This is a genomic window from Acinetobacter sp. YH01020 (assembly GCF_013420275.1).
Classification (GTDB): domain Bacteria; phylum Pseudomonadota; class Gammaproteobacteria; order Pseudomonadales; family Moraxellaceae; genus Acinetobacter; species Acinetobacter amyesii.
In genome coordinates this window covers 18,460-42,431 of the sequence record NZ_VOYN01000019.1, presented here as the reverse complement: position 1 = coordinate 42,431, position 23,972 = coordinate 18,460, and the positions used below count along the sequence as shown (strand labels likewise).

The 23,972-nt window shown below is 39.8% G+C and carries 20 protein-coding genes and 1 pseudogene; 9 read left to right on the top strand and 12 right to left on the bottom strand.

Going from position 1 to position 23,972, the window contains the following annotated elements; genetic code table 11:
• Positions 1-145 precede the first annotated feature (145 nt).
• The 5 genes and pseudogenes from FTT85_RS09205 to arsH all read left to right on the top strand — a co-directional run bounded on the left by FTT85_RS09205 (position 146) and on the right by arsH (position 4,998).
• Positions 146-2,339: pseudogene (locus FTT85_RS09205) on the top strand (TonB-dependent receptor family protein).
• Between the two features lie 113 nt (positions 2,340-2,452).
• Positions 2,453-2,782, top strand: coding sequence for a metalloregulator ArsR/SmtB family transcription factor (locus FTT85_RS09200; RefSeq protein WP_180183391.1), 330 nt, complete (start codon positions 2,453-2,455; stop codon positions 2,780-2,782).
• Positions 2,779-3,252: an arsenate reductase ArsC gene (locus FTT85_RS09195; RefSeq protein ID WP_180183390.1), complete on the top strand. Its 474-nt coding sequence runs from the start codon at positions 2,779-2,781 to the stop codon at positions 3,250-3,252. The genes FTT85_RS09200 and FTT85_RS09195 overlap by 4 nt, the downstream gene beginning before the upstream one ends.
• On the top strand, positions 3,252-4,292 hold the full coding sequence (gene arsB, locus FTT85_RS09190) for an ACR3 family arsenite efflux transporter (protein WP_180183389.1): 1,041 nt from the start codon (positions 3,252-3,254) through the stop codon (positions 4,290-4,292). The genes FTT85_RS09195 and arsB overlap by 1 nt, the downstream gene beginning before the upstream one ends.
• A gap of 1 nt (position 4,293) precedes the next feature.
• Positions 4,294-4,998, top strand: coding sequence for an arsenical resistance protein ArsH (arsH, locus tag FTT85_RS09185; RefSeq protein WP_180076932.1), 705 nt, complete (start codon positions 4,294-4,296; stop codon positions 4,996-4,998).
• Positions 4,999-5,055: 57 nt separating this feature from the next.
• Here arsH and FTT85_RS09180 read toward each other — a convergent pair whose 3' ends face one another.
• The 4 genes from FTT85_RS09180 to FTT85_RS09165 form a co-directional block, all read right to left on the bottom strand.
• Positions 5,056-5,517: a GNAT family N-acetyltransferase gene (locus tag FTT85_RS09180; protein WP_218955459.1), complete on the bottom strand. Its 462-nt coding sequence runs from the start codon at positions 5,515-5,517 to the stop codon at positions 5,056-5,058.
• 148 nt (positions 5,518-5,665) lie between these two features.
• Positions 5,666-6,799 (bottom strand): glutamate 5-kinase, encoded by a 1,134-nt coding sequence (gene proB / locus FTT85_RS09175; RefSeq protein WP_180022809.1) that lies wholly within the window; start codon positions 6,797-6,799, stop codon positions 5,666-5,668.
• 40 nt (positions 6,800-6,839) lie between these two features.
• Entirely contained in the window at positions 6,840-8,054 is a 1,215-nt protein-coding gene (gene cgtA, locus FTT85_RS09170) for an Obg family GTPase CgtA (RefSeq protein WP_078190204.1), read from the bottom strand.
• A 213-nt stretch (positions 8,055-8,267) separates the two neighbouring features.
• Complete coding sequence (locus tag FTT85_RS09165) at positions 8,268-8,642, bottom strand: helix-turn-helix domain-containing protein (protein ID WP_180088067.1); 375 nt, start codon at positions 8,640-8,642, stop codon at positions 8,268-8,270.
• A 115-nt stretch (positions 8,643-8,757) separates the two neighbouring features.
• On the opposite strand from FTT85_RS09165, the gene FTT85_RS09160 reads away from it, so the two are divergent.
• Complete coding sequence (locus tag FTT85_RS09160; protein WP_180183387.1) at positions 8,758-9,612, top strand: SDR family oxidoreductase; 855 nt, start codon at positions 8,758-8,760, stop codon at positions 9,610-9,612.
• 58 nt (positions 9,613-9,670) lie between these two features.
• Here FTT85_RS09160 and FTT85_RS09155 read toward each other — a convergent pair whose 3' ends face one another.
• The 7 genes from FTT85_RS09155 to uvrB all read right to left on the bottom strand — a co-directional run bounded on the left by FTT85_RS09155 (position 9,671) and on the right by uvrB (position 19,271).
• Positions 9,671-10,351, bottom strand: a complete 681-nt coding sequence (locus FTT85_RS09155; protein ID WP_180183386.1) for a hypothetical protein — start codon at positions 10,349-10,351, stop codon at positions 9,671-9,673.
• Positions 10,352-10,354: 3 nt separating this feature from the next.
• Complete coding sequence (locus FTT85_RS09150) at positions 10,355-11,056, bottom strand: MFS transporter (RefSeq protein WP_143221649.1); 702 nt, start codon at positions 11,054-11,056, stop codon at positions 10,355-10,357.
• Positions 11,057-11,365: 309 nt separating this feature from the next.
• Entirely contained in the window at positions 11,366-12,823 is a 1,458-nt protein-coding gene (locus FTT85_RS09145) for a glyceraldehyde-3-phosphate dehydrogenase (protein WP_180183385.1), read from the bottom strand.
• Between the two features lie 709 nt (positions 12,824-13,532).
• Complete coding sequence (locus tag FTT85_RS09140; RefSeq protein WP_180183384.1) at positions 13,533-15,218, bottom strand: hypothetical protein; 1,686 nt, start codon at positions 15,216-15,218, stop codon at positions 13,533-13,535.
• 218 nt (positions 15,219-15,436) lie between these two features.
• Complete coding sequence (gene rarD / locus FTT85_RS09135) at positions 15,437-16,369, bottom strand: EamA family transporter RarD (RefSeq protein WP_078191878.1); 933 nt, start codon at positions 16,367-16,369, stop codon at positions 15,437-15,439.
• Positions 16,370-16,503: 134 nt separating this feature from the next.
• Positions 16,504-17,094: a lipocalin family protein gene (locus FTT85_RS09130; protein WP_180183383.1), complete on the bottom strand. Its 591-nt coding sequence runs from the start codon at positions 17,092-17,094 to the stop codon at positions 16,504-16,506.
• 155 nt (positions 17,095-17,249) lie between these two features.
• Entirely contained in the window at positions 17,250-19,271 is a 2,022-nt protein-coding gene (gene uvrB, locus FTT85_RS09125; RefSeq protein WP_180183382.1) for an excinuclease ABC subunit UvrB, read from the bottom strand.
• Positions 19,272-19,572: 301 nt separating this feature from the next.
• Here uvrB and FTT85_RS09120 point away from each other — a divergent pair, with 301 nt between their 5' ends.
• Positions 19,573-20,361 carry a hypothetical protein gene (locus FTT85_RS09120; protein ID WP_180183381.1) on the top strand — a complete coding sequence of 263 codons (789 nt, stop codon included), beginning with the start codon at positions 19,573-19,575 and terminating at the stop codon, positions 20,359-20,361.
• Positions 20,362-20,558: 197 nt separating this feature from the next.
• Positions 20,559-22,016: a sensor domain-containing diguanylate cyclase gene (locus tag FTT85_RS09115; RefSeq protein WP_180183394.1), complete on the top strand. Its 1,458-nt coding sequence runs from the start codon at positions 20,559-20,561 to the stop codon at positions 22,014-22,016.
• A 60-nt stretch (positions 22,017-22,076) separates the two neighbouring features.
• Here FTT85_RS09115 and FTT85_RS09110 read toward each other — a convergent pair whose 3' ends face one another.
• Positions 22,077-22,256, bottom strand: coding sequence for a hypothetical protein (locus FTT85_RS09110; RefSeq protein ID WP_180183380.1), 180 nt, complete (start codon positions 22,254-22,256; stop codon positions 22,077-22,079).
• Between the two features lie 444 nt (positions 22,257-22,700).
• Here FTT85_RS09110 and FTT85_RS09105 point away from each other — a divergent pair, with 444 nt between their 5' ends.
• Positions 22,701-23,759: an OmpW family protein gene (locus FTT85_RS09105; protein ID WP_180183379.1), complete on the top strand. Its 1,059-nt coding sequence runs from the start codon at positions 22,701-22,703 to the stop codon at positions 23,757-23,759.
• Positions 23,760-23,972: the final 213 nt, after the last annotated feature.

Genomic DNA, 23,972 nt, shown 5'->3' with positions numbered 1-23,972 from the left:
GACTATAAATTACACCTATTCTTTATTTAAATTAAAAAGTCTATTAGCTTAATCATATTCATAGTTTTAAATGATAATCATCCTTATTTAAATTTATCGCACGCAAGATTATGATACGCACTCTCTCTCCATTGCTCACACTTTTATGTATAGTTCAAGCAAAAAATCTCCAAAGCTTCAAAATTTCCCGTTATTACCGCTGAGTATTGCTGTAGGTATAAGCATGGTTGCTACTATGGCTTCTGCTGCTGAAAATACAGAGACCGCGCAAGCAGATGTTTTACCGACCATCACCATTGAAACTCAAGGTAACTGGCTGGAAAACGCCAATGAAAAAAAGGTGCAAAAACATGCCGGTGCGCGGACCATTATTGACCGTAAACGCTGAAATGAAAGCGCAGCAACATCTCTAAAAGATGCGTTACGCCAAGTTCCCGGTGTTCAGGTTCAAGAAAATAATGGTACTGGCGGTAGCGATGTTTCATTAAATATTGGCGTTCGTGGCTTACCTCTCGTCTTTCTCCACGTTCAACTGTGTTGATCGATGGCATCCCAATGTCATTTGCACCGTATGGCCAACCACAGCTTTCGATGGCGCCTGTCTGTTTAGGAAATATAGAATCTGTTGATGTAGTCCGTGGTGCAGGTTCTGTCCGTTTTGGACCACAAAATGTCGGCGGTATTATCAACTTTGCCACACGTAGCATTCCTGAAGACTTTAAAGGTACAGTGGCATTAAACTCTGAATATGCAACAGGTACAGATCAGGTAAAATTAAGTCCTAGTCTGTTTGTTGGTGGAACATTAGATAATGGTTTAGGTCTTGCCTTGCTTTATTCAGGCACTAAAGGCAACGGTTATCGTGAAGCGAACAATAAAAATGACATTGATGATGTCATGTTAAAAACCGCTTATGACATCACTGATCAGGATAAAATCGCATTAAATTTCCATCACTACGATGGTACAGGTGAAATGCCTGAAGGTTTAAGTGCTGCTGAATTCGAAGCAAATCCGTATCAAACGTCGCATTATCGTGACTTTTTCACTGGCCGTCGTTCAGATGTATCTTTACGTTATACACATAAAGATGACACGAATAACTTTGAACTTTTAAGTTATTACATCGATTCATTCCGTACCAGCAACCTTGAATCTACTTTAGCCAATGGCAATCATCGCTTAGATACTTCACCACGTGATTATAAAGTCTTTGCCATTGAGCCACGTTATTCACGTAACTATAGCTTAGGAAGTACGCTGAATGAAGTGACCGTCGGTTACCGTTATATGGACGAAGAGAGCACCGAGTTCGCAGGCCGTACTGAATACGCAGCAGATGCAGAACCCGGTCAGTTTATAGCACGTACCCGCAGTGCGGGTGGCACCAAAGCACACGCTGCTTATATCGATAACCGTATAGAGCTGGGTAAATGGAATATTACACCCGGCGTTCGTTTTGAATCGATTGATACGCAAAACCGTTTTAGTGCCTATAAAAATGGCGTATTACAAAATACTGTTCATCCATCGATCCAATCAGATGAATTTTTGCCAAGTTTAGCTATCCTGTATAAAGCAACAGACCATTGGAATTTCTTTGCCAATGCCGGTGTCTCTTTTGGTCCACAGCAATATAACCAGTTAGCAACAACGCAAGGTACTACAGCGGTCACCACCTTAGATGGCTTACATCCTGAAAAGTCTAATAACTATGAAATTGGTACCAAATATTTAGGCAATGGTTTGAGTGCTGAATTGACTGCGTTTTATCTAGATTTTGACAAAGAACTGATTTTAGAACGTGATGCTGCAAACAATGGCATTTGGACTGACCTCGGTGCTACAAGTCATAAAGGGATCGAAACCGGTTTTAGCTATGACTTTGGACATTTAGCTGACAATCTCGAAGGCTTAAAAGCCTATGGTAATTACACCTATACCAAAGCGGTTGCTGAAGCAGGTAACTTTAAAGGTAAAGATTTGCCTTCTATTCACAAAATGTCGCAAACTTTGGCTTAGATTATAAATATGATGCTTGGTCCATCAATGCCGACATGTATGCACAATCTAAACAACGTGCCCCAGGCAACCAAGATTCTAACATCTACCAAACTGAAGAAACAGCAAATGGTAAACTAGGCGATATTCCAGGCTATTCAACTTTTGCTGTGCGTACAGGCTATGACTTTGGCGGTTCGCTACAAGGGGTTAAAGTTGCTGCTGGTATTAAGAATGTCTTTGATAAACAGTATTTCACCCGTTCATCAGATGCAACAGGTGGTAAATATATCGGTCAACCACGTACCTTCTTCTTACAGACGTCGTTTGACTTTTAAACTGATCTAAATATAAAAATCCCACCAAGTGTGGGATTTTTATTGAGGAACACATATGGACATCCATATATTCATATGTAAAGATATATGAAAATCCATATATGCAGATAAACATGGAACAGACTGAATTTTTCAAATTACTTGCAGATGAGACTCGTCTGAACATCATCATGCTGTTGGCTTGTAAAGGTGAACTCTGCGTCTGCGAACTCACTGAGTCCCTTGAATTGAGCCAACCTAAAATTTCGCGTCATTTGGCATTACTGCGTTCATCAGGTGTGCTGAGTGATCAACGTAAAGGTCAATGGGTCTATTACTCCATTCACCCTGCACTGCCTACTTGGTGTACACAAATACTCGATGTCATGCGTCACCAAGAACGATTTAAAGACCTCGATTTGAATTCCCCAAAAAGCACGACAACATTGTGTGAAACGCTATGAATTTTTTATTTCTATGTACTGGCAATAGCTGCCGCAGCATTTTATCCGAAGTACTTTTTAACCAGCGTGCCCCTGAAGGTTTCCGTGCTTATAGCGCAGGCAGTAAACCTTCAGGACAAGTCCACCCATTTACCTTAAAAACCCTACATAACCTCAATCTACCGACTGAGGGCTTGTCGAGTAAAACCATCACAGCATGTGAACAATACCAACCCGATGTGGTAATTACTGTCTGTGGTTCTGCTGCTCAAGAAGCTTGCCCAATTTACTTAGGCTCTGCCATCAAAGCACACTGGGGCTTAGAAGATCCTTCCCATTTAGAACTTGCAGATGACATCAAACTTGCAGCATTTCTTGATACCGTGGCGCATATTAACCGCCGTTTAGATGCTTTATTTGCATTCGATTTTAAGCAATTAAGTCGTGAAGAGCTTAACCAAGAAATCCAAAAAATTTCAGAGATTCAATAATGGCTGCTGCAAAACTGTCATTTCTAGACCGCAATCTAACGCTATGGATTTTTATCGCAATGGGGCTAGGCATTGCGATTGGCGTGTATGTTCCAAGTGCTTCAAGAGCTTTAAATCAACTCAATATCGGTGATGTCAATATTGCGATTGCCATTGGTTTAATCCTGATGATGTATCCACCTTTGGCGAAAGTGGATTACAAAGCACTGCCTGAAGTGTTTAAAGACAAACGCACCCTATACCTTTCACTGCTTCAAAATTGGTTAATCGCGCCTTGCCTGATGTTTATTTTGGCGATCGTGTTTTTACAACACTACCCTGAATACATGACCGGTTTGATTCTGATTGGTTTAGCACGGTGCATTGCAATGGTTCTGGTTTGGAATGATTTAGCTTGTGGGGATAACCAATACGTTGCAGCTTTAGTAGCATTTAACAGTATTTTCCAAATTGCATTTTTTAGTACCTACGCATGGTTCTTTTTGAGTTTTTTACCGCCTTATTTTGGTATAGAAGCGCAAGTGATCCAAGTCAGCTTTTGGACCATCACACATGCAGTATTGGTGTATTTAGGTATTCCCTTCCTGCTCGGTTTCCTGACGCGTGCCATATTGGTAAAACAAAAAGGTCTGGATTGGTATAAAAATCAATTTATACCCAAAATCAGCCCCATCAGTTTAATCGCATTACTCTTTACCATTGTTGTGATGTTTAGCCTCAAAGGTGCAGATGTCGTGAGCCTTCCGATGGATGTACTGCGTATTGCCATTCCCCTCACAATCTACTTTGTGGTGATGTTTTTCATTAGCTTTTTGATGAGCAAATGGATGGGCAATAACTACGCCAAAACCACTGCGATATCCTTTACCGCAGCAGGTAATAATTTTGAACTTGCCCTCGCTGTTGCCATCGCCACCTTTGGCATTGCATCTCCGATTGCATTTACCACGATTATTGGCCCATTGGTTGAAGTCCCTGTGCTGATTGCATTAGTGAGTGTATCGCTATGGTTAAAACGCAAATGGTATAAAGAGAACTAAAATGAAGCTCCCCAATATTCAACTAGATTTACTTGAAACACCGAGTTTTGAACATGTTCAAGCAAAAGCACTTGAACATCCGCCACGCATTCTGCTGCTATATGGCTCTAACCGTGAACGCTCATTTAGCCGTTTAACGGTATTGGAGGCGGGTCGAATCCTTGAACATTTTGGTGCAGAAGTCAAAATCTTTCATCCTAAAGGTCTTCCTCTGCCTGAAGATGCTGAAACATCACATCCCAAAGTTCAGGAATTACATGAATTGCTTACATGGTCAGAAGGCATGGTTTGGTGTTCGCCAGAACGACATGGCGCGATGAGTTCTATATTGAAAGCACAAATTGATTGGATTCCGTTAGCCGCTGGTGCCATTCGTGCTACTCAAGGTAAAACTCTAGCGTTAATGCAAGTCAGTGGCGGTTCACAATCCTTCAATGCTGTTAACCAAATGCGAATCCTTGGGCGTTGGATGCGGATGATCACAATTCCAAATCAATCTTCCGTTGCGAAAGCATTTTTAGAGTTTGATGAAAATGATCGCATGAAACCTTCCTCCTATTACACTCGTATTGTCGATGTGATGGAGGAATTATATAAATTTACCCTACTCACACGTGGTCAATCTGCCTACCTCACAGATCGCTATTCTGAACGAGTTGAAAGTGCGGAAGAACTCTCTAAACGAGTTAATCAAAAGAACCTTTAATGAAAAACTCCTGCATCTGTGCAGGAGTTTTGGTCTAAAATATCCATCCGTTTCAACTTAAACTAATAATTTATAAAATAATGTCGTTGAATCTATTGTACCTGTATGGCTCAATGCAAATTGCGGGATGATCCCAGCTTTTATAAAGTTAAATTTTTCATATAGCTTTTCAGAGACATCGCCTGTACGCGTATCAAGTACAAGTAATTTCAAGTTCAAGTGTTTTGCTTTATCTTCTGCAAGTGTTAATAGTTGGTGAGCAATGCCTTGCTGACGTACCTTTGGATGCACCATAAGTTTTTCAATCTCAGCACGATGCAGTGCATTGGCTTTGGTGGCACGAACCAATTGTACTGTGCCCACAATTTCACCGCTTTGTAGCGCCGCCCACAAAAAGGTTTTATGCTTTTGAATATCCTTTGTCACAGCAGACCAATATTCATCATAGTGCGACTTAGATTCTTTAGCTAAAAAAACCCAGTGATGCACCATCTTGCACACATTGTGCCAATAATTCACACAGTTGAGCCTGCTCATCTTTTAGATCTTGAAGGTTTAAATATTAAATTTAGCTCATATTATTTTCCTCTTATTACTATTTTTATCGTTATATTCAAATGGCATGCCATAAAAAATCCCGCTCGGAAGCAGGATTTTGATTTTCAATTTAGTAAATCGACATATGATTGCGATGGATCATTTCAAGTGATCGGGCTTCCCCTAAAACTTGATGAACTTTATCTGAGGCCAAACCTTTAACTATTTCTGCCGAGCGTGAACTGAAGTTTACACGACCTACGGCAACACGATGACCTTGTGTATCGACACATTCCACCACATCACCACGTTCAAAATGCCCTTCAACTGCTTTCACACCTACAGGTAATAAACTACGGTGATTATCACGTATTGCCTTTACAGCACCATCATCAATCACCAAACGTCCAGCTGTTTGTAAATGTGCAGCTAACCATTGTTGATGGGCTGTCACACGATCATTGTCCGTAATGAATAAGGTACCGAGTAATTCACCTGCCATCACACGTGAAAGCACATTATCGCTATCACCGCTCGCAATGACTGTTGGACAACCAGACTTGGCTGCTAAACGTGCCGCACGAACTTTGGTCAACATACCGCCACGACCGAATTTACCGCCGCTACCAGCCATATCGAATAATGATTCATCCATTGCGCGTACTGTATGAAACAGTTTTGCGTCTGGATTGGAACGAGGGTCAGAGTCGAACATACCTTCTTGGTCAGTTAAAATCACCAATAAGTCTGCATGTACCTGACCCGCCACCATAGCTGCCAAAGTATCGTTATCACCAAAGCGAATTTCATCTGTCGAAACAGTGTCATTCTCATTGATGACTGGAATGACACGCCAGTCGATCAAGTGTTGCAACGCATCACATGAGTTTAAATAGCGACGACGGTCTGCCAAGTCATCATGCGTTAACAACACTTGCGCTGTGCGTATCGAACGTTGTTCTAATACGCTAGACCAAGTATGAATTAAGCCCATCTGACCAATGGCAGCACAAGCCTGTAGACTGGGTAGATCTGTGGGTCGGTTGTCCAAATTCATACGAACCATCCCTTCAGCCACAGCACCGGAAGACACAAGAATGATCTCGTGTCCTGCATTGTGTAGTTCTGCAATTTGTCCCGCCCAATGCGAGATTGCATCCAGATCTAACCCTTTTCCGTTTGCTGTGAGTAGTGATGATCCGATTTTAACAACGATACGTTTACAACCCTTGAGCTGACGTTGCCCATCTACCACTTCTATCATCTTGTCCTCAGACTTGTTTGCTTTGACACTTATTCAGCAATTAACGTACGTAGTACGATTCTGCCTCATCATCACCGTCTTCAAATTCATCATCAAAGTCTTCACCTTGACCTGCCAGACGTTGTTGACGACGCATTTCACGATATGCTTCTTTCGCAGCAAGCGTTTGCTCACGTGTTTCAGCTTCAAGCTGATCACGGAACGCTTTAACTTCTGCTGCATATTCAGGATCTTCAGTTTCGCGTTCGCGCTGTTCTTCAATTTGATCCATCAGGTAGTACACAACGTCTTTAGTACCTTCAAACGTTAAACCTGAAGTTTTGAATACAGGGCCTTTCCACTGCAACTCTTCGAGAATGTGATCACACCATTCATCACGCGTTTCAGCCGCCAATTGGTCTACTTTATTGAGTACCAATACAACAGGTAATTTTGAAAGTGTTGGAGAGAATTTTTTCAACTCTTCCAAAATTGCTTTTGCATTGTACGCAGGGTCTGATCCATCAATCGGTTGAACATCTACGATGTGCAATAAAATACGTGTACGCGCCAAGTGTTTCAGGAATCGAATACCTAGACCTGCACCTTCTGCCGCACCTTCGATTAGACCTGGAATATCCGCCATTACAAATGAACGGTGACTATCGGCATCAACTACACCTAGGTTTGGCACCATAGTGGTAAATGGATAATCTGCAACTTTTGGTTTTGCTGCTGAAACTGCACGGATAAAGGTTGATTTACCCGCATTTGGCATACCCAACAAACCAACGTCTGCGAGTACTTTTAATTCAAGACGAATTTCACGATATTCGCCTTTTGAACCGTGTGTACATTTACGTGGAGAACGGTTGGTTGAAGATTTGAAGTGAGTATTACCCAAACCACCTTCACCACCTGCTGCCACTAACACACGCTGACCGTCAGCCACTAAGTCGCCGATGATATCGCCAGATTCTGTATCTACAATTGTTGTGCCCACTGGAACGAGCAATACGGTATCTTCACCGCCACGGCCTGAGCAGTTCGCTCCACGACCATTTTTAGCACGTTCTGCACGGAATTTACGTGTATAACGATAATCTACTAGGGTACTTGTGTCGTTGTCGGCTTGAACGTATACGTTACCGCCACGACCACCATCACCACCATCTGGACCACCAAATGGTACGAATTTTTCACGGCGAAAACTGGCTACGCCATTGCCACCGTCGCCAGCCTCTACGGTAATGACTGCTTCATCAACAAAGCGCATATTTGCCAATCCTCTAAAAACTTTAAAACCGCTTATTCTGCCATATTTTAAAGAATTTCTCGAACAATATTATTCAGCAATACTATAAATTTCATTCATCTTGGTGCTGATGCAAATTTTTAGGAAAATCCGCACATCGCTCGAAAATCTTTGGCGCACCATCAAAATACCGTTGATAAATGGCAAACGAATTTCACTCCCCATTTCTGAAAGCTATTTACGTGCATTTTCCTTGGCTTCAATAATTTCAGGCAAGGTTCGTTCAACCCAACCAATCAGATACATTAACTTTTCTGCAGCCTGTGAGCCCATTAAAGTCAGTTGATATTCAACTTTGGGTGGCACGACTGGATAGACTGTCCGTAAGATAAAACCATCTTGCTCGAGCATTTTCAGCGTTTGAGCCAGCATCTTTTCGCTCACCCCTTCGATCCGCTGCTTAAGTTCACTAAAACGGTGTACCCCTTCAGTCAAACAACGCAAAACTAATACTGACCATTTATTGGTGAGATGTTCCAATATTTCTCGAGATGGACAATCAGTGGATAAAACTTGACCTAATAATTTACTTGTAGCGTATGTGTTCATTAAATCTTTCCTCAAAGTCACTAACTTACTTTTTGGTACGTACTTACATTTAGTAAGTTAACAGATTAAGATTCAACCATCAAGATCATTTATTCAACAATCAGAGGGTTTAAATATGAAAATCGCAATTACAGGTGCAACAGGTCAACTAGGCCAATTGGTCCTTCAATTTTTATTGAAAGAAACCGCAGCCGAAAACATCATCGCTTTAGTTCGCTCGCCAGAAAAAGCAGCATCCCTACAAGCTCAAGGCATCGAACTGCGTCATTTTGACTATGATCAACCAGATACACTGGTTCCTGCACTACAAGGTGTGGATAAATTATTACTCATTTCCGCCAATGAAATCCGTCGGCGTACTCCACAACACAAAGCCGTAATTGATGCTGCAGTAGAAGCGAAAGTTCCATATCTTGCTTATACCAGCCTGTTACGTGCAGATACGTCACCATTGGGTTTATCTCAAGAACATCGTGAAACAGAAAGTCTGATTCAAGCTAGTGGTTTAACCTATACCTTCTTACGAAATAACTGGTATGTCGAAAACTATCTTGCTGCTGCAGGACATGTGGTGGAAACAGGTACCTTATTTGGTGCAGCAAAGGATGGGAAAATTAATGCAGCGACCCGTGCTGACTATGCTGAAGCAGCTGCAAAAGTACTTACAAGCGCTGGTCATGAGAATAAAACCTATGAACTTGCAAGCTCAGACAGTTTCACATTGGCACAGCTTGCTGAAACCCTACAGCAAGTTTCAGGTCAAAATGTTCACTATCAAAATTTAACTGCAGAAGACTACACACAAGGCCTATTACAAGCTGGCTTACCTGCTGGTCTTGTAGATGTGATCGTCGATGCTGATATCAACAGCATTGACGGTGCAATGCAAAGTGATCGTAAGGACTTGGAACAGTTACTCGGTCACCCAACCACTTTTCTACGTAGTGCTGTTGAAGCTGCTTTAAAATAAGATCAAACCAACAAAAAAGCCCGAATTGATTCGGGCTTTTTTTTGAGTTAAATCTAACTTATGGATGTACATTTTTTATCGGCAAATCCATATTCATATCTAAATTTGCCTTGGTATTACGCTCTGCGTTGTACATCGTGGCATTAAAGGTTGCGATTTTTCGCATGGTCATCGGGTCATTGAGTTTTAGCTGTGGTGCAAACTGATGTACCACATGCAAATCGACTTTTTCATTAAACTCAAAATACACTGGACCATTAAAATTTATTCGAATAGGAATGTTATAGGTTCTTTTCAAATGAAAAGGCACATCTAACTTGACAGGAATATCCATTTTTAACGGAAATTTCGGCACGAGTTTATTTTTAATCACCAAATCTGTGGTCGCCTCAAGCGGCATCGTCTGGTTAATTTGAATATTGGTGGAATAATCAATATCCACTGAGATCGGAACCTCTACACTAAACTGCAAATCTGCCAGATATTTTCCCTTTAAGGGTAGTTGCAGCTTCCGATCTAAAGCAATCTGCGTATCCAACGTCCCGATGGACTGCGTTTGCAAATAATTGCAAACGGAAATTTTGGTGGGTAGTGAATGCGACAATTGAATATCAGCATTTTTTGCACGTACTTGCATCGACGCATAAATATTTAAATACAACCAAAATAGTACCGCAACCAATAACGCAACTGCGATAAAACTCAAAATGATGCGCTTCGCCGATTGAAATATCCACATGGCTTACTCCTGAGCTTTCGCTTCAGTTTTGGCATGCTCTCTGTTGAGTCGCATTGTTTTTAGTGGAATTACCAATTCACCCTTTTTAATTTGAACCGGCAACGTATTTTGCACATCCACTGTCGCTTTTAATGCCGTTTTAATTGGAACATTTAAATTACCTTCAATAGGAATGTTGGTTTTTAAATTTGCATTCAGTGGAATATGTAGGTTTTCTTTCAGCACGGTTTTGACTGGCGCATCAAATTTTAAATGTACTTTTTGCTCCAAAGGCACATTCATATTTACTGGAATATCCAATTGTATCGGGATATCACCTTTGAGCGGCAAAGTCACATCCTGCCCCATGACTTTAACTTTCACTTTGGTATTCACAGGTAGGTTTTGATTCACTTTCAAAGTTTCACGCACTGGAATCGTGGTCTTAATCGGGACTTGATTATCAAAATACACCCGTGGCGTCAGCGTTTGAGTTAAGGGAATATTTAAATTTTCATGTATCGGAATTTCAGCATTCACCCTCCCTGTCACGTCCACATCCAAGGCATCATGAATTTTGACTTCGGCTTGTAACGGCTCTTGCAGGTCAATATTGACGTTCTGATTTTCTAGCGGGATATAAATATTAAAGTGCTTAAACACCCAAATGGCGATAAGTACACCACAGAGCGCAGCAAACACAATAAATGCCAATCCACTGAGCATGTGCTTTGCTTGCAAACTAAATTCCTTTTGCTTTTTTATTTTTTACAGTCTCATTTTGAACACATTATACAAACCAGTTTGCAATTTTTTGTATTTAATTCTTTAATAATTTCATTAACTTAAAACTTGAACATTTTAGTCAGCTTTTCATTATAAATGACTCACACTCATCTAACAGTGGCAGAAAAAACAAGAACTTTTGATACTTTTGATCAATCCATTCGTCATCTATGCCTTAAGTTTTTAACCTATACTCTTTAGATAAAAAAAGAGCCTCAAATGAGGCCCTTTTTTTACAGCGTGAACTAATTAAGCATTAGTTTCAGCAGGAACTTTTGGATAGCTTACGCCACCCATTTGCTCAGCAATACGCAATACTTGGCAGCTATAACCCACTTCGTTATCGTACCAAACATAAGCAGTTAAACGGTTACCAGAAGCGATTGTCGCTTGAGCGTCAAACACACCAGCAGTACGTGAACCGATAAAGTCAGACGATACAACTTCAGTTGAGTTTGTATAACCAATTTGACCTTGAAGGTTAGAGTTGATTGAAATTTGGCGAATGTATTCATTCACTTCTTCACGGTCAACATCTTGACCCAAAGTAAGGTTCAAAATTGCAAGAGATACGTTTGGAGTAGGTACACGTACTGAGTTACCAGTCAATTTACCTTGAAGAGCAGGAAGCGCTTTAGCAACAGCTTTAGCAGCACCTGTTTCAGTAATAACCATGTTCAATGTTGCAGCACGGCCACGACGGTCAGCTTTATGGTAGTTGTCGATCAAGTTTTGGTCGTTTGTGAACGAGTGAACTGTTTCAACGTGACCATTGATCACTGTGTACTTGTCATTTAACACTTTAAGTGTTGGTGTGATCGCGTTTGTTGTACAGCTTGCAGCAGAGATGATTGTATCTTCATCAAGAATGTCTGCTTGGTTCACACCATATACAACGTTCTTCATATCACCTTTACCAGGTGCAGTTAGAATTACACGTGCAGCGCCAGCGCATTTAAGGTGCTGTGCAAGACCTTCAGAATCACGCCATTTACCTGTGTTATCGATTACAAGTGCATTGTTAATACCGTAAGCAGTGTAATCAACTTCAGATGGGTTAGACGCATAGATCACTTTGATGAAGTTACCGTTTGCAATGATTGCTTCGTTTTCTTCATCAACAGAAATCGTACCTGCGAATGGACCATGAATAGAGTCACGACGTAACAAAGACGCACGTTTTTCTAAGTCACCGTCAGATGATTTACGAACAACGATTGCTTTAAGGTTAAGGCCACGACCTAGACCAGATTGGCTGATCATCAAACGTGCAAGGATACGACCGATACGACCGAAACCGTAAAGTACAACATCACGGTTTTCAACGTTAGTTGCATTGCCTTCAAGTGATTTCACAGCGTCAGCAACGAATACGTCAACGTCACCGCCTTTTTCTTTGAACTCAACAGCAAGTTTGCCAAGATCAATTTCAGCAGTACCGATGTTTTCGATTTTCGCCAAAGCTTCAAGAATTGGGAAAGTGTTCACAACTGAAAGTTCAACGTCAAGTACGCGAGTACGACGATGCGCTTTAAGAATTTGGATAACCGAACGGTTAATTAAAGAACGACCGTATACTGTAGCTACGATGTTTTTTTCACGATATAACTGACCCACTAGGGCAATCATACGTTCCGCGATTTCTTCACGGTTTTTCCAGCGACCTTGGTGCTCTGCATGTAGGGCAACGATAGTGTCTTTGCTCACAGATACGTCCTCTAATTAATTGTAAATCTAAGCATAAATTTCAAAACCCCACAATTGTAATGGAAAACTGAAAATTAATGAATCTAAAAGCAGATTTCGACAAGGTTATTTTGTTATATATTCACTATAAGTTTTCAAAATAATCATGATTAGTATTATGATTTTATAGCCGAAAGTTGAAAAACAGGCTTTTTCGCAGATTTTTGTCACAAAATTTCAAATGTAGTTTTATCAACCAGATCTCAGCACATTTAGCTCGAAGATGCACGAATATTTATATTTTTCAAATTGCGGTGTTTTTTTATTTTGGTCAATTTATTGTATTTTTACTAATGTTAAGCTCGTAATAATAATTTCACATTTTTAAATGATTTTTAAGAATATTCGACGGAGTCTTACATTTGAGGTTTGAATAAAGGGTTTAGCCTTCAGCTGGAGGTACTCTTACGAAACGTTGTTTCTCATTTGGCAAAATGAGAAGCGTGCTTCATAAGGAAACCATCTTGCGGAGCAATGCTCCTCACCGCAAAACTCGTTCACTACCGTCAATTTATTCAAAGTATCGCAAAAACATTTTTTATTAGAAGTAACCCTGTCTCAGACAATTGCGGATGACATTACCGCGTATCGTTCTTTTATTTGAATCAAATTACGCCCCTAATGTTACTGCCTAAAATTATTTAAAGTCAGATCAATATTGAAAATTCAGCTAATTTTTCAGATTATCAGCAAACTTTTCCAGATTAAAATCAAAGAAATTTACACTCAGCTCTAATATTTTCGGTAGTGCATTTAAACTATTCTCACCAGCACTAATCGCAAAATATCTCTGATCACTAAAAGATCGCACGTTTAAGGCATTTTCACATGGCTCAAAATCAAGATTGACGAGCTGTGAAGCATGTTCCTTCAGCAACATTAAAACCTGCATATAAGTCTGGCGCTTTTTTTGCTGCTGCGCTTTTAAAGCATCGGCTTCAAGGCTTTCATACTCCCCTGTTTTCGTCATGCGTTTGGAAAATCCAACATGCGCATGCGCGCCATGGGTACCCGTATTTTCTACAGTTGCGTCTGTAGCAAAGATCTTCTGTTGATCATCGACCGACTGCAAGAGCGCCTTCAGCGCCGTATGAATTTGCTGTGACTGATGATGATGAAACTCCCACTCATCTTCGTTTTGAACATTAAAAATGTGCGTACGCCGTTTCAACAACAGTACTTGCCAAGCCTGTAGTTGAAGTCGCAGTCGTTTCAACTCCAAACTTGCCTCAAACTTAGGGCAACTACTCAAGACATTTAGACTCGTGATGAGCTTTTGAGATATTTGCATGCAATGAAAAAAGACAAAATCATGCTGTATCTGCTCACTTAGTTGAAATTGAACAGTCTGATGTAATGGCTTCAAAATCAATGCATTGAACTGCTGCTCAAAAGCAGGTAAAACCGTCGCCAATTGTTGAGTGGCATCCTCTACATGCAGCATCAAAAGTAGATGCTTATCTACCCGTGTATGTAGTTGCTGCATTAAATTTTGTAGATCTAAATGTATAAAACCTGCAATGGATGCTAGCTTTGACACTTGAATTTTTAATTGTTCTATTTGCTGATTCTCTAAAGCAGTAGTTAAATCTATGGCCACCCCATCAAAAACGTCGTCTGCTAAAGCGTCATTGTGCTTTGTCGATAAAAACCGTGTAGCGGAATACTGCGTCGTCCAATCTAAATCAGGCGACAAAATATAAATAAACTCAGATGTTTGTACGACTTGTAGATATCGTATTTTTTGTTCACGCTTTAAATAGTATTTAAAAATCGGATGTTGCCAAACCTCAGATGATTTCGGGATAGAAGCATCAAAAACTTGCCCCAACACATGTGACTTTAAGAAAATTTCGATCAAGAAAATTTTGACTTGCTGGGCAGTGAGTTGACGTGCATCGCTCGGCGCAATCAAATCCATTTCACGAATGATTTGTGCGGCATTTAAAATAAAATGCCGATGTAATATGTTTTTTTCATGCTGTAATTCAAAATCTTCTTCGGCATCTATTTTATTGATATAGGATAGGTTTTCTTCTAATTTTTGCGCAATTTGAATACTCATTGTCAATGTTCGAAGTTCTTCAAGCTGTGTTGCCAAATACTGTGCATGCTCACGCATGACATCATATTTTATTACTTTCATCAGCATGCCCAAATTTATCGGCACATCAAGTTGATAAGACTGTGAAGAAGACTCAAAACGAATTCCCTTTTGTAATAACACCAGCTGTATCTGCGCTAAATTGGATTGATCAAGATCAGTGCATACTTCAGATACAATACTCTGCCAATGCTGATCCAACACAGGCTCTAGCTGTAAAAGTTTTGCGCTTTGATGAAATGGGACAACCACTGACTGCTTCCTGTATCTTGGTTCTTTAATCAATCTTTTATCGATTTCAGTTTATTTTTATCTAAAATAAATATTTTTGTACACCATCATTCAATGCTGTTCTTCCTAAACAACAAATTGAGTCATGGCGTGTTTTAGTTTTCTAAGTTTAAGATTTTATTAAAAAACAGCAAGCATTAATTGTGAACTGATCAATTTATCGTACCAGCATTTTCAGTCTAAGAATCGATTCGATCATTTAACGCTTTTACATTTTTTGCTAGCGCACGTTCATTTTGCTTTTGTTTAAACAGATGCAAAACACCCTCTATCACCAATAACAATACCGCACCCCAAATTGGAATATAGGTCAGCCATTCTTCGGCTTCTACTCGCTCCCCCAATGCGATGGATGCAAAAGCTAACAACACGGGTTCTAAATAACTCAACAAACCAAAAATCACAAATGGCAAATAACGACTCGCCAACATATAGCTACCTAAGCCAAGCGCACTCAGAAAACCCAGTCCTAAAACCGCCAAAATCAGATACGGGAATAACGACATCAGCGCTAAACTATCGCTATGAATAAATCCTAAATAAAAGGCTACAGGCAAAATTAAGCAAAGATCCCACCAAAAACCACCCAAATGATCGGTTTTAAAGGTACGACGTAAAAAGAAATAAATCGGATAAGCCACAGCGACATAGACAGTTTCCCACGCGATGCTGCCAATACGCCAAATTTCGTGGCCGACCCCTAAAATTGCCAATGCCACGGCAGCCATCTGCCATTTAGACAGCTTTTCTTTATACAGTACACATCCAACCAGAACCATCACTAAGGGCAATAGAAAATACCCTAAAGATACTTCTAGCCCTCGGCCATTAATTGGTCCCCACAAAAACAACCAAAGCTGTGTAGTACATAAAAATGAACTAATGATTAACCAAATGAGAAAGATCGGTTGCTTGACCACACGCCAAAAAATTTCACTGACTTTGTTTAAATCTTTCATCCACCACATAAATAAGGTTAAAAATGGCAAGGTCGCCAACATGCGCCATGCAAAAGTTTGCTCGCTATCTAGAGGTTTTAAAAAGATGGTAAAGAAATACAAAATACCAAAAGTGACCGATGCCAATACAGACAATGCAACGCCTTTATACATCTTCCACTCCAGTCCAAAATACACCATAAATTTGATATTTTGCTTGATCAATCAAGCTTTTCGCAGAGACATTCTAGCAAATAAAAAACCATGCACAGGCATGGTTTTTTAGCATTTGTTCAAATATTTAGGTTTTATGGTTTTACTGTTTGCTTGGTATGAATAATATCTGATAAGTCATAACCGACAGATTGAGCATAATTTAGATATTCCTGAATCACTTCCTGATCTGGATGAGCCGAACGAGAAAGCACCCACATATATTTACGACGAGGCTCACCCACCAAGACTGTTTGATAGTCTTCATCGGCTTTGAGCACCCAATAATCACCACGCCCCACAGGCAACCAACGAATCGCTTCAGGTAAAAAACTGACTTTTAATTTTGAGTTAAACGGTGCATTTTGTACAAATGCCTCGCCTATTGATTGTTTCTTGGTGCCATCTTTAGATACACAGCGATTATTGACATTAATATTGCCGTTTTCATTTAAGGTATAAACCGCAGTAACATCACGGTCACAGCTTTTTTGAAAAACCATAGGCTTACGAGCTACTTCATACCACATACCTAAATAACGATCGAGCTCAACTTTTTCCACAGTCTGTAATGGTTTCGTCTGTGCATAGGCCATTGTAGCTGCACCCAAACCAATTAACACTACTGCACCAAGTGCAATTTTTGCGAGTTTAAAACCAGCTTTCGGAAGATTCGTTGTTGTCATTTTTATGCCTCATTTCGATGCAAAACATTCGATGAAAATTAAGTAATTCTTTCTCTCGTGTTTTTACTCTAGCGGAAAAAATTGCTCTAAAAATCATTTTCTTGTCTGAATTATGTATGTAATTCAGACAATATTCCGCATCTTGTCTAACAAAATTATGAAATCATCTGTGCTTTTAAACGCAAGATTTCATCGCGTAATCGAGCGGCTTGTTCAAACTGTAAATCTTTCGATGCCTTCAGCATTTCTTTTTCCAGCTTGTTCATATGTTTTGCTAAAAGTTTTGGATCAGACATCAAATGACGTTCATCTGCAGTTAATGCCTTGGCCTGATCTGAAATTTTTGCATCGATTTCATCATCTGTCAGCACTTCACCTGTATCAATATCATTGACGTTTTGACGCACTGCACTGCGTGGCGTAATGCCATGTTCAAGGTTAAATGCAATTTGTAAATTACGACGACGATCCGTTTCATCAATGGCTTTTTGCATGGAGTCGGTCATACGATCTGCATATAAAATCGCTTTACCGTTTAAGTTACGCGCTGCACGACCAATGGTTTGAATCAAAGAACGCTCAGAACGTAAAAACCCCTCTTTGTCAGCATCTAAGATGGCGACTAAAGACACCTCTGGCATATCTAAGCCTTCACGCAGCAAGTTAATCCCGACAATTGCATCGTATACACCTGAACGCAATTCATGAATAATTTTAGTTCGTTCAACAGTGTCAATATCAGAATGTAAATAAGCGACCTTAATACCATATTCTTTCAAATATGAAGTTAAATCTTCTGCCATACGTTTGGTTAATGTCGTAACCAATACACGCTCATTTAAGTTTTTACGATTATTAATTTCTGACAATACATCATCCACTTGCGTTAACACTGGACGAATTTCAATTTCAGGGTCGACCAAACCTGTGGGTCGAACCACTTGCTCAACGACTTGTTCAGACTTTTCCATTTCATAATGTGCAGGCGTTGCACTGACATAAATGGTCGAAGGAATAATCCGCTCCCATTCTTCAAATTTCATTGGCCGGTTATCAAGCGCACTTGGTAAACGAAAACCGTAATTGACCAAATTTTCTTTACGTGAACGGTCACCTTTATACATAGCCCCAATTTGCGGAACGGTAACGTGCGATTCATCAATGATTAATAAAGCATCATCAGGTACATAATCAAACAAAGTCGGAGGTGCTTCACCAGAAGGACGGCCAGACAAGTGCCGTGAATAGTTTTCAATACCGTTGGTATAGCCAAGCTGCTGCATCATCTCTAAGTCATAACGTGTACGTTGTTCGATACGCTGTGCTTCAAGTAATTTATCATTTGCACGGAAAAAACCCAGTCGGTCTGTAAGTTCTTCACGAATAGTCCCAATTGCACGCTGTAAATTATCTTTAGGCGTCACGTAATGGCTCTTTGGATAAATGGTAATCCGTGGAACTTTACGGACCAGTTTGCCCGTCAATGGGTCAAACCATCGAACTGAATCAACTTCGTCATCAAACAATTCGATACGAATGGCATTTTGATCCGATTCTGCAGGGAAAATATCAATAATTTCACCACGGATACGGTATGTACCGCGTAGGAATTCGAGTTCATTTCGGGTGTATTGCATTTCCACCAAACGACGAATGATGTCATCACGACTGATACGATCACCCTCCACGATATGCAAAAGCATACTCATATAGGCATTCGGGTCACCCAGACCGTAAATGGCTGAAACTGACGCTACGATAATTGCATCACGTCGCTCTAATAATGCCCGTGTTGCCGAAAGACGCATTTGGTCGATATGATCATTAATCGATGAATCTTTTTCAATAAAAGTATCTGAAGATGGAACATAGGCTTCGGGTTGATAATAGTCATAATAACTGACGAAGTATTCCACGGCATTATGCGGAAAGAAGGCTTTAAACTCGCCATAAAGCTGCGCAGCCAAAGTTTTATTATGCGCCATAATAATCGTTGGACGTTGCGTGCGTGCTATCACATTTGCCATGGTATAGGTTTTACCTGAACCTGTTACCCCTAAGAGCAACTGATCATGCATTCCTTTTTCAATCCCCTTCACCAATTTCTCAATCGCTTGAGGTTGATCACCTGCGGGCTGATATTGTGTTACCAGTTCAAAAGGCTGTTCCTGCATCACACTCTTCTTCAACAGTTTTTATAGGGCTTTATTATGAGGGCAAAGTTGCACAAAACAACGCTAAATTTATGTAAAAAGCCAAAGTCTCTTACAGACAGAAGTAATCTTTATTTAGTACGTGTTTCTAGTTTTTTTCGTCAACTTCAAAATTATAAATCACCTGATTGTGCCATTTTTTTTTCGAAGAAACTCTTTAGGCTAAAAAACTCATAGATAAAGCGTTCATTTACCGCAGATAGATACTTGACCTAGCTAAATTTCACCTGCAACATGGACAAAAGGACGCCACAGATCAAACTTTATGACTTATCAATATCATGACGAAAGTATTGTTAAAAACTTAGCTGAAGATACCATTTTTGTTTTTGGCAGCAATATGGCAGGTCAACATGCTGGCGGTGCAGCGCGTACCGCACTAGAGCATTTTGGCGCAATGAATGGTATTGGTCGTGGATGGGCAGGTCAAAGTTTTGCTATTCCAACCATGAATGAGCATTTACAACAAATGCCATTGTCGCAAATTCAACACTATGTCGATGATTTTAAAATCTATACCAAGAATCATCCGAAAACCAAATACTTCATTACCTCGATCGGTTGTGGTGTCGCTGGCTATAAAGTTGAAGAAATTGCCCCGATGTTTAAGGGCATTTCCAGAAATGTTATTTTTCCAATTTCATTCCGTCCTTTCGTTGAAAAAGCATTACCAAAACTGACCTCGAAACTTCTACATACAATTTTTCAAGACTCGGTAATTTTTGCACCTTCGGCAGATGAATTGGTTGATGTTCTGGCCTTAACAGATAATGAAAAAAGTCTTGCGAAAATTGTGCTGAATACCCAAATGTACCCGACAGATAGCAATGGTCGTGACCGTATTTTTGAAATTGAAGATATTTTGCATGCCCTGAATGGGAAAATATTTGAGTTTCAAAGCAACTCAGAAGGCCCGATGATGTTTGGCGGCGTCATTTTAGCCCTACTTGAACTGTATAACATCAATGAAAAAGATTTCATTGATGTTTGGAAAGCTGAACGTGAAATCGCTGCACCAAGACCTGAAAATAAAGCTCGTAAAGCCAGCCGCTAAAGACTATTTTCACCTCATTTCCCCCCAAAAAAAGCCAAAGTCTAAATTGGCTTTTTATCTAAGGTGGATTAATGACTTTTAGCGACTTAAATCACATTAAAAATAAATTTTATTTCACATATCACATTATTTTAATATCATTTTTTTCGTCTTATACTACATGCTGTAATTATCATGAAGAATGACGAGCACATAAAATAGACATGCTAGATTCTCTTTTTTTTGAGCTATCCCCCATTGCCATGTGGCTTGAAGATTACAGTGAAGTCAAAAAACAATTTGATCTCTGGCGTCAGCAAGGTGTGCAGGATCTCGCTACTTTTCTTCAACAAGATGAATCACGTATTCTGCAATGTGCAAGAAAAATAAAAATCTTACAGGTCAACACAAAAACGTTAGAACTGTATCAAGCACGTGACTTTGAACATTTATGTCAAAACCTTGATCTCGTTTTTCAGGCGGAGATGTGTCAAACACATATTAGAGAATTGGTTGCATTATGGAATGGGGAAACACATTTTTCCCATTCTGCCGTAAACTATACACTCAGTGGGCAACGCCTAGACATTCAACTCAAAGGCATCGTGCTACCGAGTCATGAGCAGGATTTGTCTGCCGTTTTAATTACAACTGAAGATATCACCTCTTATACTGAAGCTTGTCGTTTACATGAACAAAGTCGTCATTTGGCAGAAGCGCGTTTCCATTATTCGCCAACCTCACTTTGGGTAGAAGATTTCAGCCGGATTAAAATAAAATTAGATCAGCTTCGCGCTTTAGGTATAGAAGATTTTGTGACATTTTTGGATGTTCACCCCGATTTTGTACAAGAGTGTATTAAGGAAATACTGATCGTTGACGTTAATCAGGCCACCCTTGATTTGTTTGGCGCTCCGAACAAAGAAATATTGCTCAAAAATGTACATAAAGTATTTGCCAAAGAAATGCTTCAAACTTTTAAAGAACAACTGATTGAACTTTGGAACGGTAATTTACATCATCAACGTGAAGCTATAAATTATGCACTTGATGGCAGTATTCGCCATGTCTTGCTGCAATTTACCGTATTTCCTGATTATCTCGACGACTGGAGCACCGTGCAGGTTGCTCTGACTGATATTACCGCACGTAAAAAGGCTGAAAATTATCTTGAATATTTAGGTAAACATGACGTCCTGACCAAACTCTATAACCGTTCATTTTATATCGCAGAACTCAATCGTCTCGAACGCAATCAATTACGTCCTGTTTCTTGTATTTTTATTGATTTAAATGGACTAAAAGAACTCAATGACAGTATTGGGCACGATGCTGGTGACAGTATCCTCAGACGTCTGGGCAACATTTTAAACCAACTTATTCAGCATACGCCCTATTCTGCTTCACGCATTGGCGGTGATGAATTTGTCATACTTTTACCGGGTGCTGATGATGCAGCATTGCAAAACTGTTTACAAAGTTTGAATGAGTTGTTATTGGTCGATAACCAATTTTATTCTAATCAACCGATGAGTATCTCGATTGGCTGTGCCACCAATGAGCTGAATGAGCGGATGGACGATATGCTTAAACGTGCCGATTTGGACATGTATCGTCAGAAGAAAAAGTATTATCTCAATAAAGACCGAAGAATTCAGTCTGAAATACGCAATTAACATCAATAATTTGCAATAAAAAAGCCATGGTTTTTACCATGGCTTTTTTATTTAAATCTTTTAACGCTTACCCATCGAACGACGTGTACCGCGTGGTGGCATCCAAGTACGTTCAGCATAACGCTGCGGTTTTGGACGCATATCCTCAAAGATTTCATCCGAAGCATTATCTTCAGCTTTTTTAATCGGAAAAGGCAAATTGACTAAAGCCTTTTTCTTGGGAGGGTTTTGCGTACTCATACGAATAACTCAATTGAATCTGGCGCTATTGTACAAAAAAAATGGTTTTGGTGTAAAAGGCTTTGAGTGATTAGCCTCGATTGACATATAAAGACTCCATAATTAGCTATGAATTTTTATATCTATAGAGGACAACAGCACAAAAAACTGCTTTAAATATGGTCGTTTTAAACTAATTTATTGACCCAAATCAACCAAAGCACTGTCATTTATGTCAATAAATATTGAGTATTTACAAATAGATAGAACCATTTCTAAATTTCAAAAAAGTTAGATTTTTTTACACAAATACCTAATTAAAGCCTTCAAATAATACAAATCATCAAAAATGTTACAGGACTATTACGTTTATTCTTGTTTTCTATAACATTTTTTACGCACTAATTTTGAATAATGAGCACTTAGAAAAATTATTATCAATTTACGGACATGGAGTCCTTTCAAATGAAAAAAAGTGTATTGTGCATTGCTGCTTCTATGGCTGCCCTACCAATCATCAGTCATGCAGACTCACCATATTTTAGTTTAAAAGATGGCGATGGCTTCAAACGTTTTTCTGTCTCTGTCGGTGCTCTACATGTTATGCCACAAGGTAAAGCACAACCATTCCGTGTAAATACTGCCATCAATGAAGGCTATGAGGCAGATGTTGGCGAAGTTAAATCACAAACAGTAAAAGACAATATTCGAGAAGGGTACAAAGTTCCGCCCCTACTAGAAGTTGCACTAAATACTTTGGACACTGTTCCTGCTGCAATGAGTGGTAAAGCCACTATTTCAGGACTTGAACAATGGGACAATCCAGGGACCGGTCTTGAAGCAGATAATGTTACTACTTTTGGGATCATGACCAACTATTTCTTCACTGACAATGTATCATTAGAAATGAAAGCGGGTATTCCGCCAAAAGTTGATTTACAAGGATCAGGAAAAATTTACGCACCATTTTCAGCCATTGCGAAACCACTAGGCGGCGCACTTGGAAATCTAGAACTGGAAAACGATATTTTCATTACCGACTTAGGCGCACATGGTGCAGCAGCTTCTGCACGTGCATGGACTCCTGCTGCAGAAATCCAATATCACTTCGGTAAAACTGGCGTTAATAAATTCCGTCCCTATGTGGGTCTAGGCGTGATGTATGCTTACTTCAATGAATTGGAAATGAATCCACAAATTGAGAAAGATTTGATTGCTGCAGGTCACATGATTGCCAACATTAAAGAAGGTAATGCAGGCGCTTCTTTAGAAGGAAAACCAAGTAAGGCAAATCCCAAAGTTGATTTAGAAGCAACTGATGCATTTGCGCCAGTTGCAACGGTTGGCTTCACCTATGACTTCAATGACAAATGGTTTGCTGTAGGTTCTGTCAGCTATGCACACCTACAGAATGAAACCACCATTACCGTTACAGATGCGACACACGGCGAACTGATCAAATCTAAAGCTGATATTGAAGTAAATCCAATTCTTGCGTATGCAGGTATCGGTATGCGTTTCTAATAAATAACATATATAAAAGACGACTACGGTCGTCTTTTTTATTGGCTTTTATATGGTCTTTTATTCTGAGATACCTTTTCTAACTCTTTTAGACACTTTTGAATTTCCGCTGTGTCAATTTCCTTTATTCATCCATAGTTACCTATAAAAAAAATTTATTGTTTGGTGAATTAAATTTAATCGCAACTCTGCGTTTATTCGAATACCATTGGA

Excerpts from the sequence above, each read along its gene's own strand:
- FTT85_RS09200 (WP_180183391.1), top strand. The coding sequence starts at position 2,453 with ATGGAACAGACTGAATTTTTCAAATTACTTGCAGATGAGACTCGTCTG.
- FTT85_RS09110 (WP_180183380.1), bottom strand. The coding sequence starts at position 22,256 with ATGAGTACGCAAAACCCTCCCAAGAAAAAGGCTTTAGTCAATTTGCCT.
- FTT85_RS09195 (WP_180183390.1), top strand. The coding sequence starts at position 2,779 with ATGAATTTTTTATTTCTATGTACTGGCAATAGCTGCCGCAGCATTTTA.
- arsH (WP_180076932.1), top strand. The coding sequence starts at position 4,294 with ATGAAGCTCCCCAATATTCAACTAGATTTACTTGAAACACCGAGTTTT.
- FTT85_RS09120 (WP_180183381.1), top strand. The coding sequence starts at position 19,573 with ATGACTTATCAATATCATGACGAAAGTATTGTTAAAAACTTAGCTGAA.
- FTT85_RS09105 (WP_180183379.1), top strand. The coding sequence starts at position 22,701 with ATGAAAAAAAGTGTATTGTGCATTGCTGCTTCTATGGCTGCCCTACCA.
- cgtA (WP_078190204.1), bottom strand. The coding sequence starts at position 8,054 with ATGCGCTTTGTTGATGAAGCAGTCATTACCGTAGAGGCTGGCGACGGT.
- FTT85_RS09160 (WP_180183387.1), top strand. The coding sequence starts at position 8,758 with ATGAAAATCGCAATTACAGGTGCAACAGGTCAACTAGGCCAATTGGTC.
- proB (WP_180022809.1), bottom strand. The coding sequence starts at position 6,799 with ATGATAGAAGTGGTAGATGGGCAACGTCAGCTCAAGGGTTGTAAACGT.
- FTT85_RS09165 (WP_180088067.1), bottom strand. The coding sequence starts at position 8,642 with ATGAACACATACGCTACAAGTAAATTATTAGGTCAAGTTTTATCCACT.
- FTT85_RS09150 (WP_143221649.1), bottom strand. The coding sequence starts at position 11,056 with ATGCTCAGTGGATTGGCATTTATTGTGTTTGCTGCGCTCTGTGGTGTA.
- rarD (WP_078191878.1), bottom strand. The coding sequence starts at position 16,369 with ATGTATAAAGGCGTTGCATTGTCTGTATTGGCATCGGTCACTTTTGGT.
- arsB (WP_180183389.1), top strand. The coding sequence starts at position 3,252 with ATGGCTGCTGCAAAACTGTCATTTCTAGACCGCAATCTAACGCTATGG.
- FTT85_RS09155 (WP_180183386.1), bottom strand. The coding sequence starts at position 10,351 with ATGTGGATATTTCAATCGGCGAAGCGCATCATTTTGAGTTTTATCGCA.
- FTT85_RS09130 (WP_180183383.1), bottom strand. The coding sequence starts at position 17,094 with ATGACAACAACGAATCTTCCGAAAGCTGGTTTTAAACTCGCAAAAATT.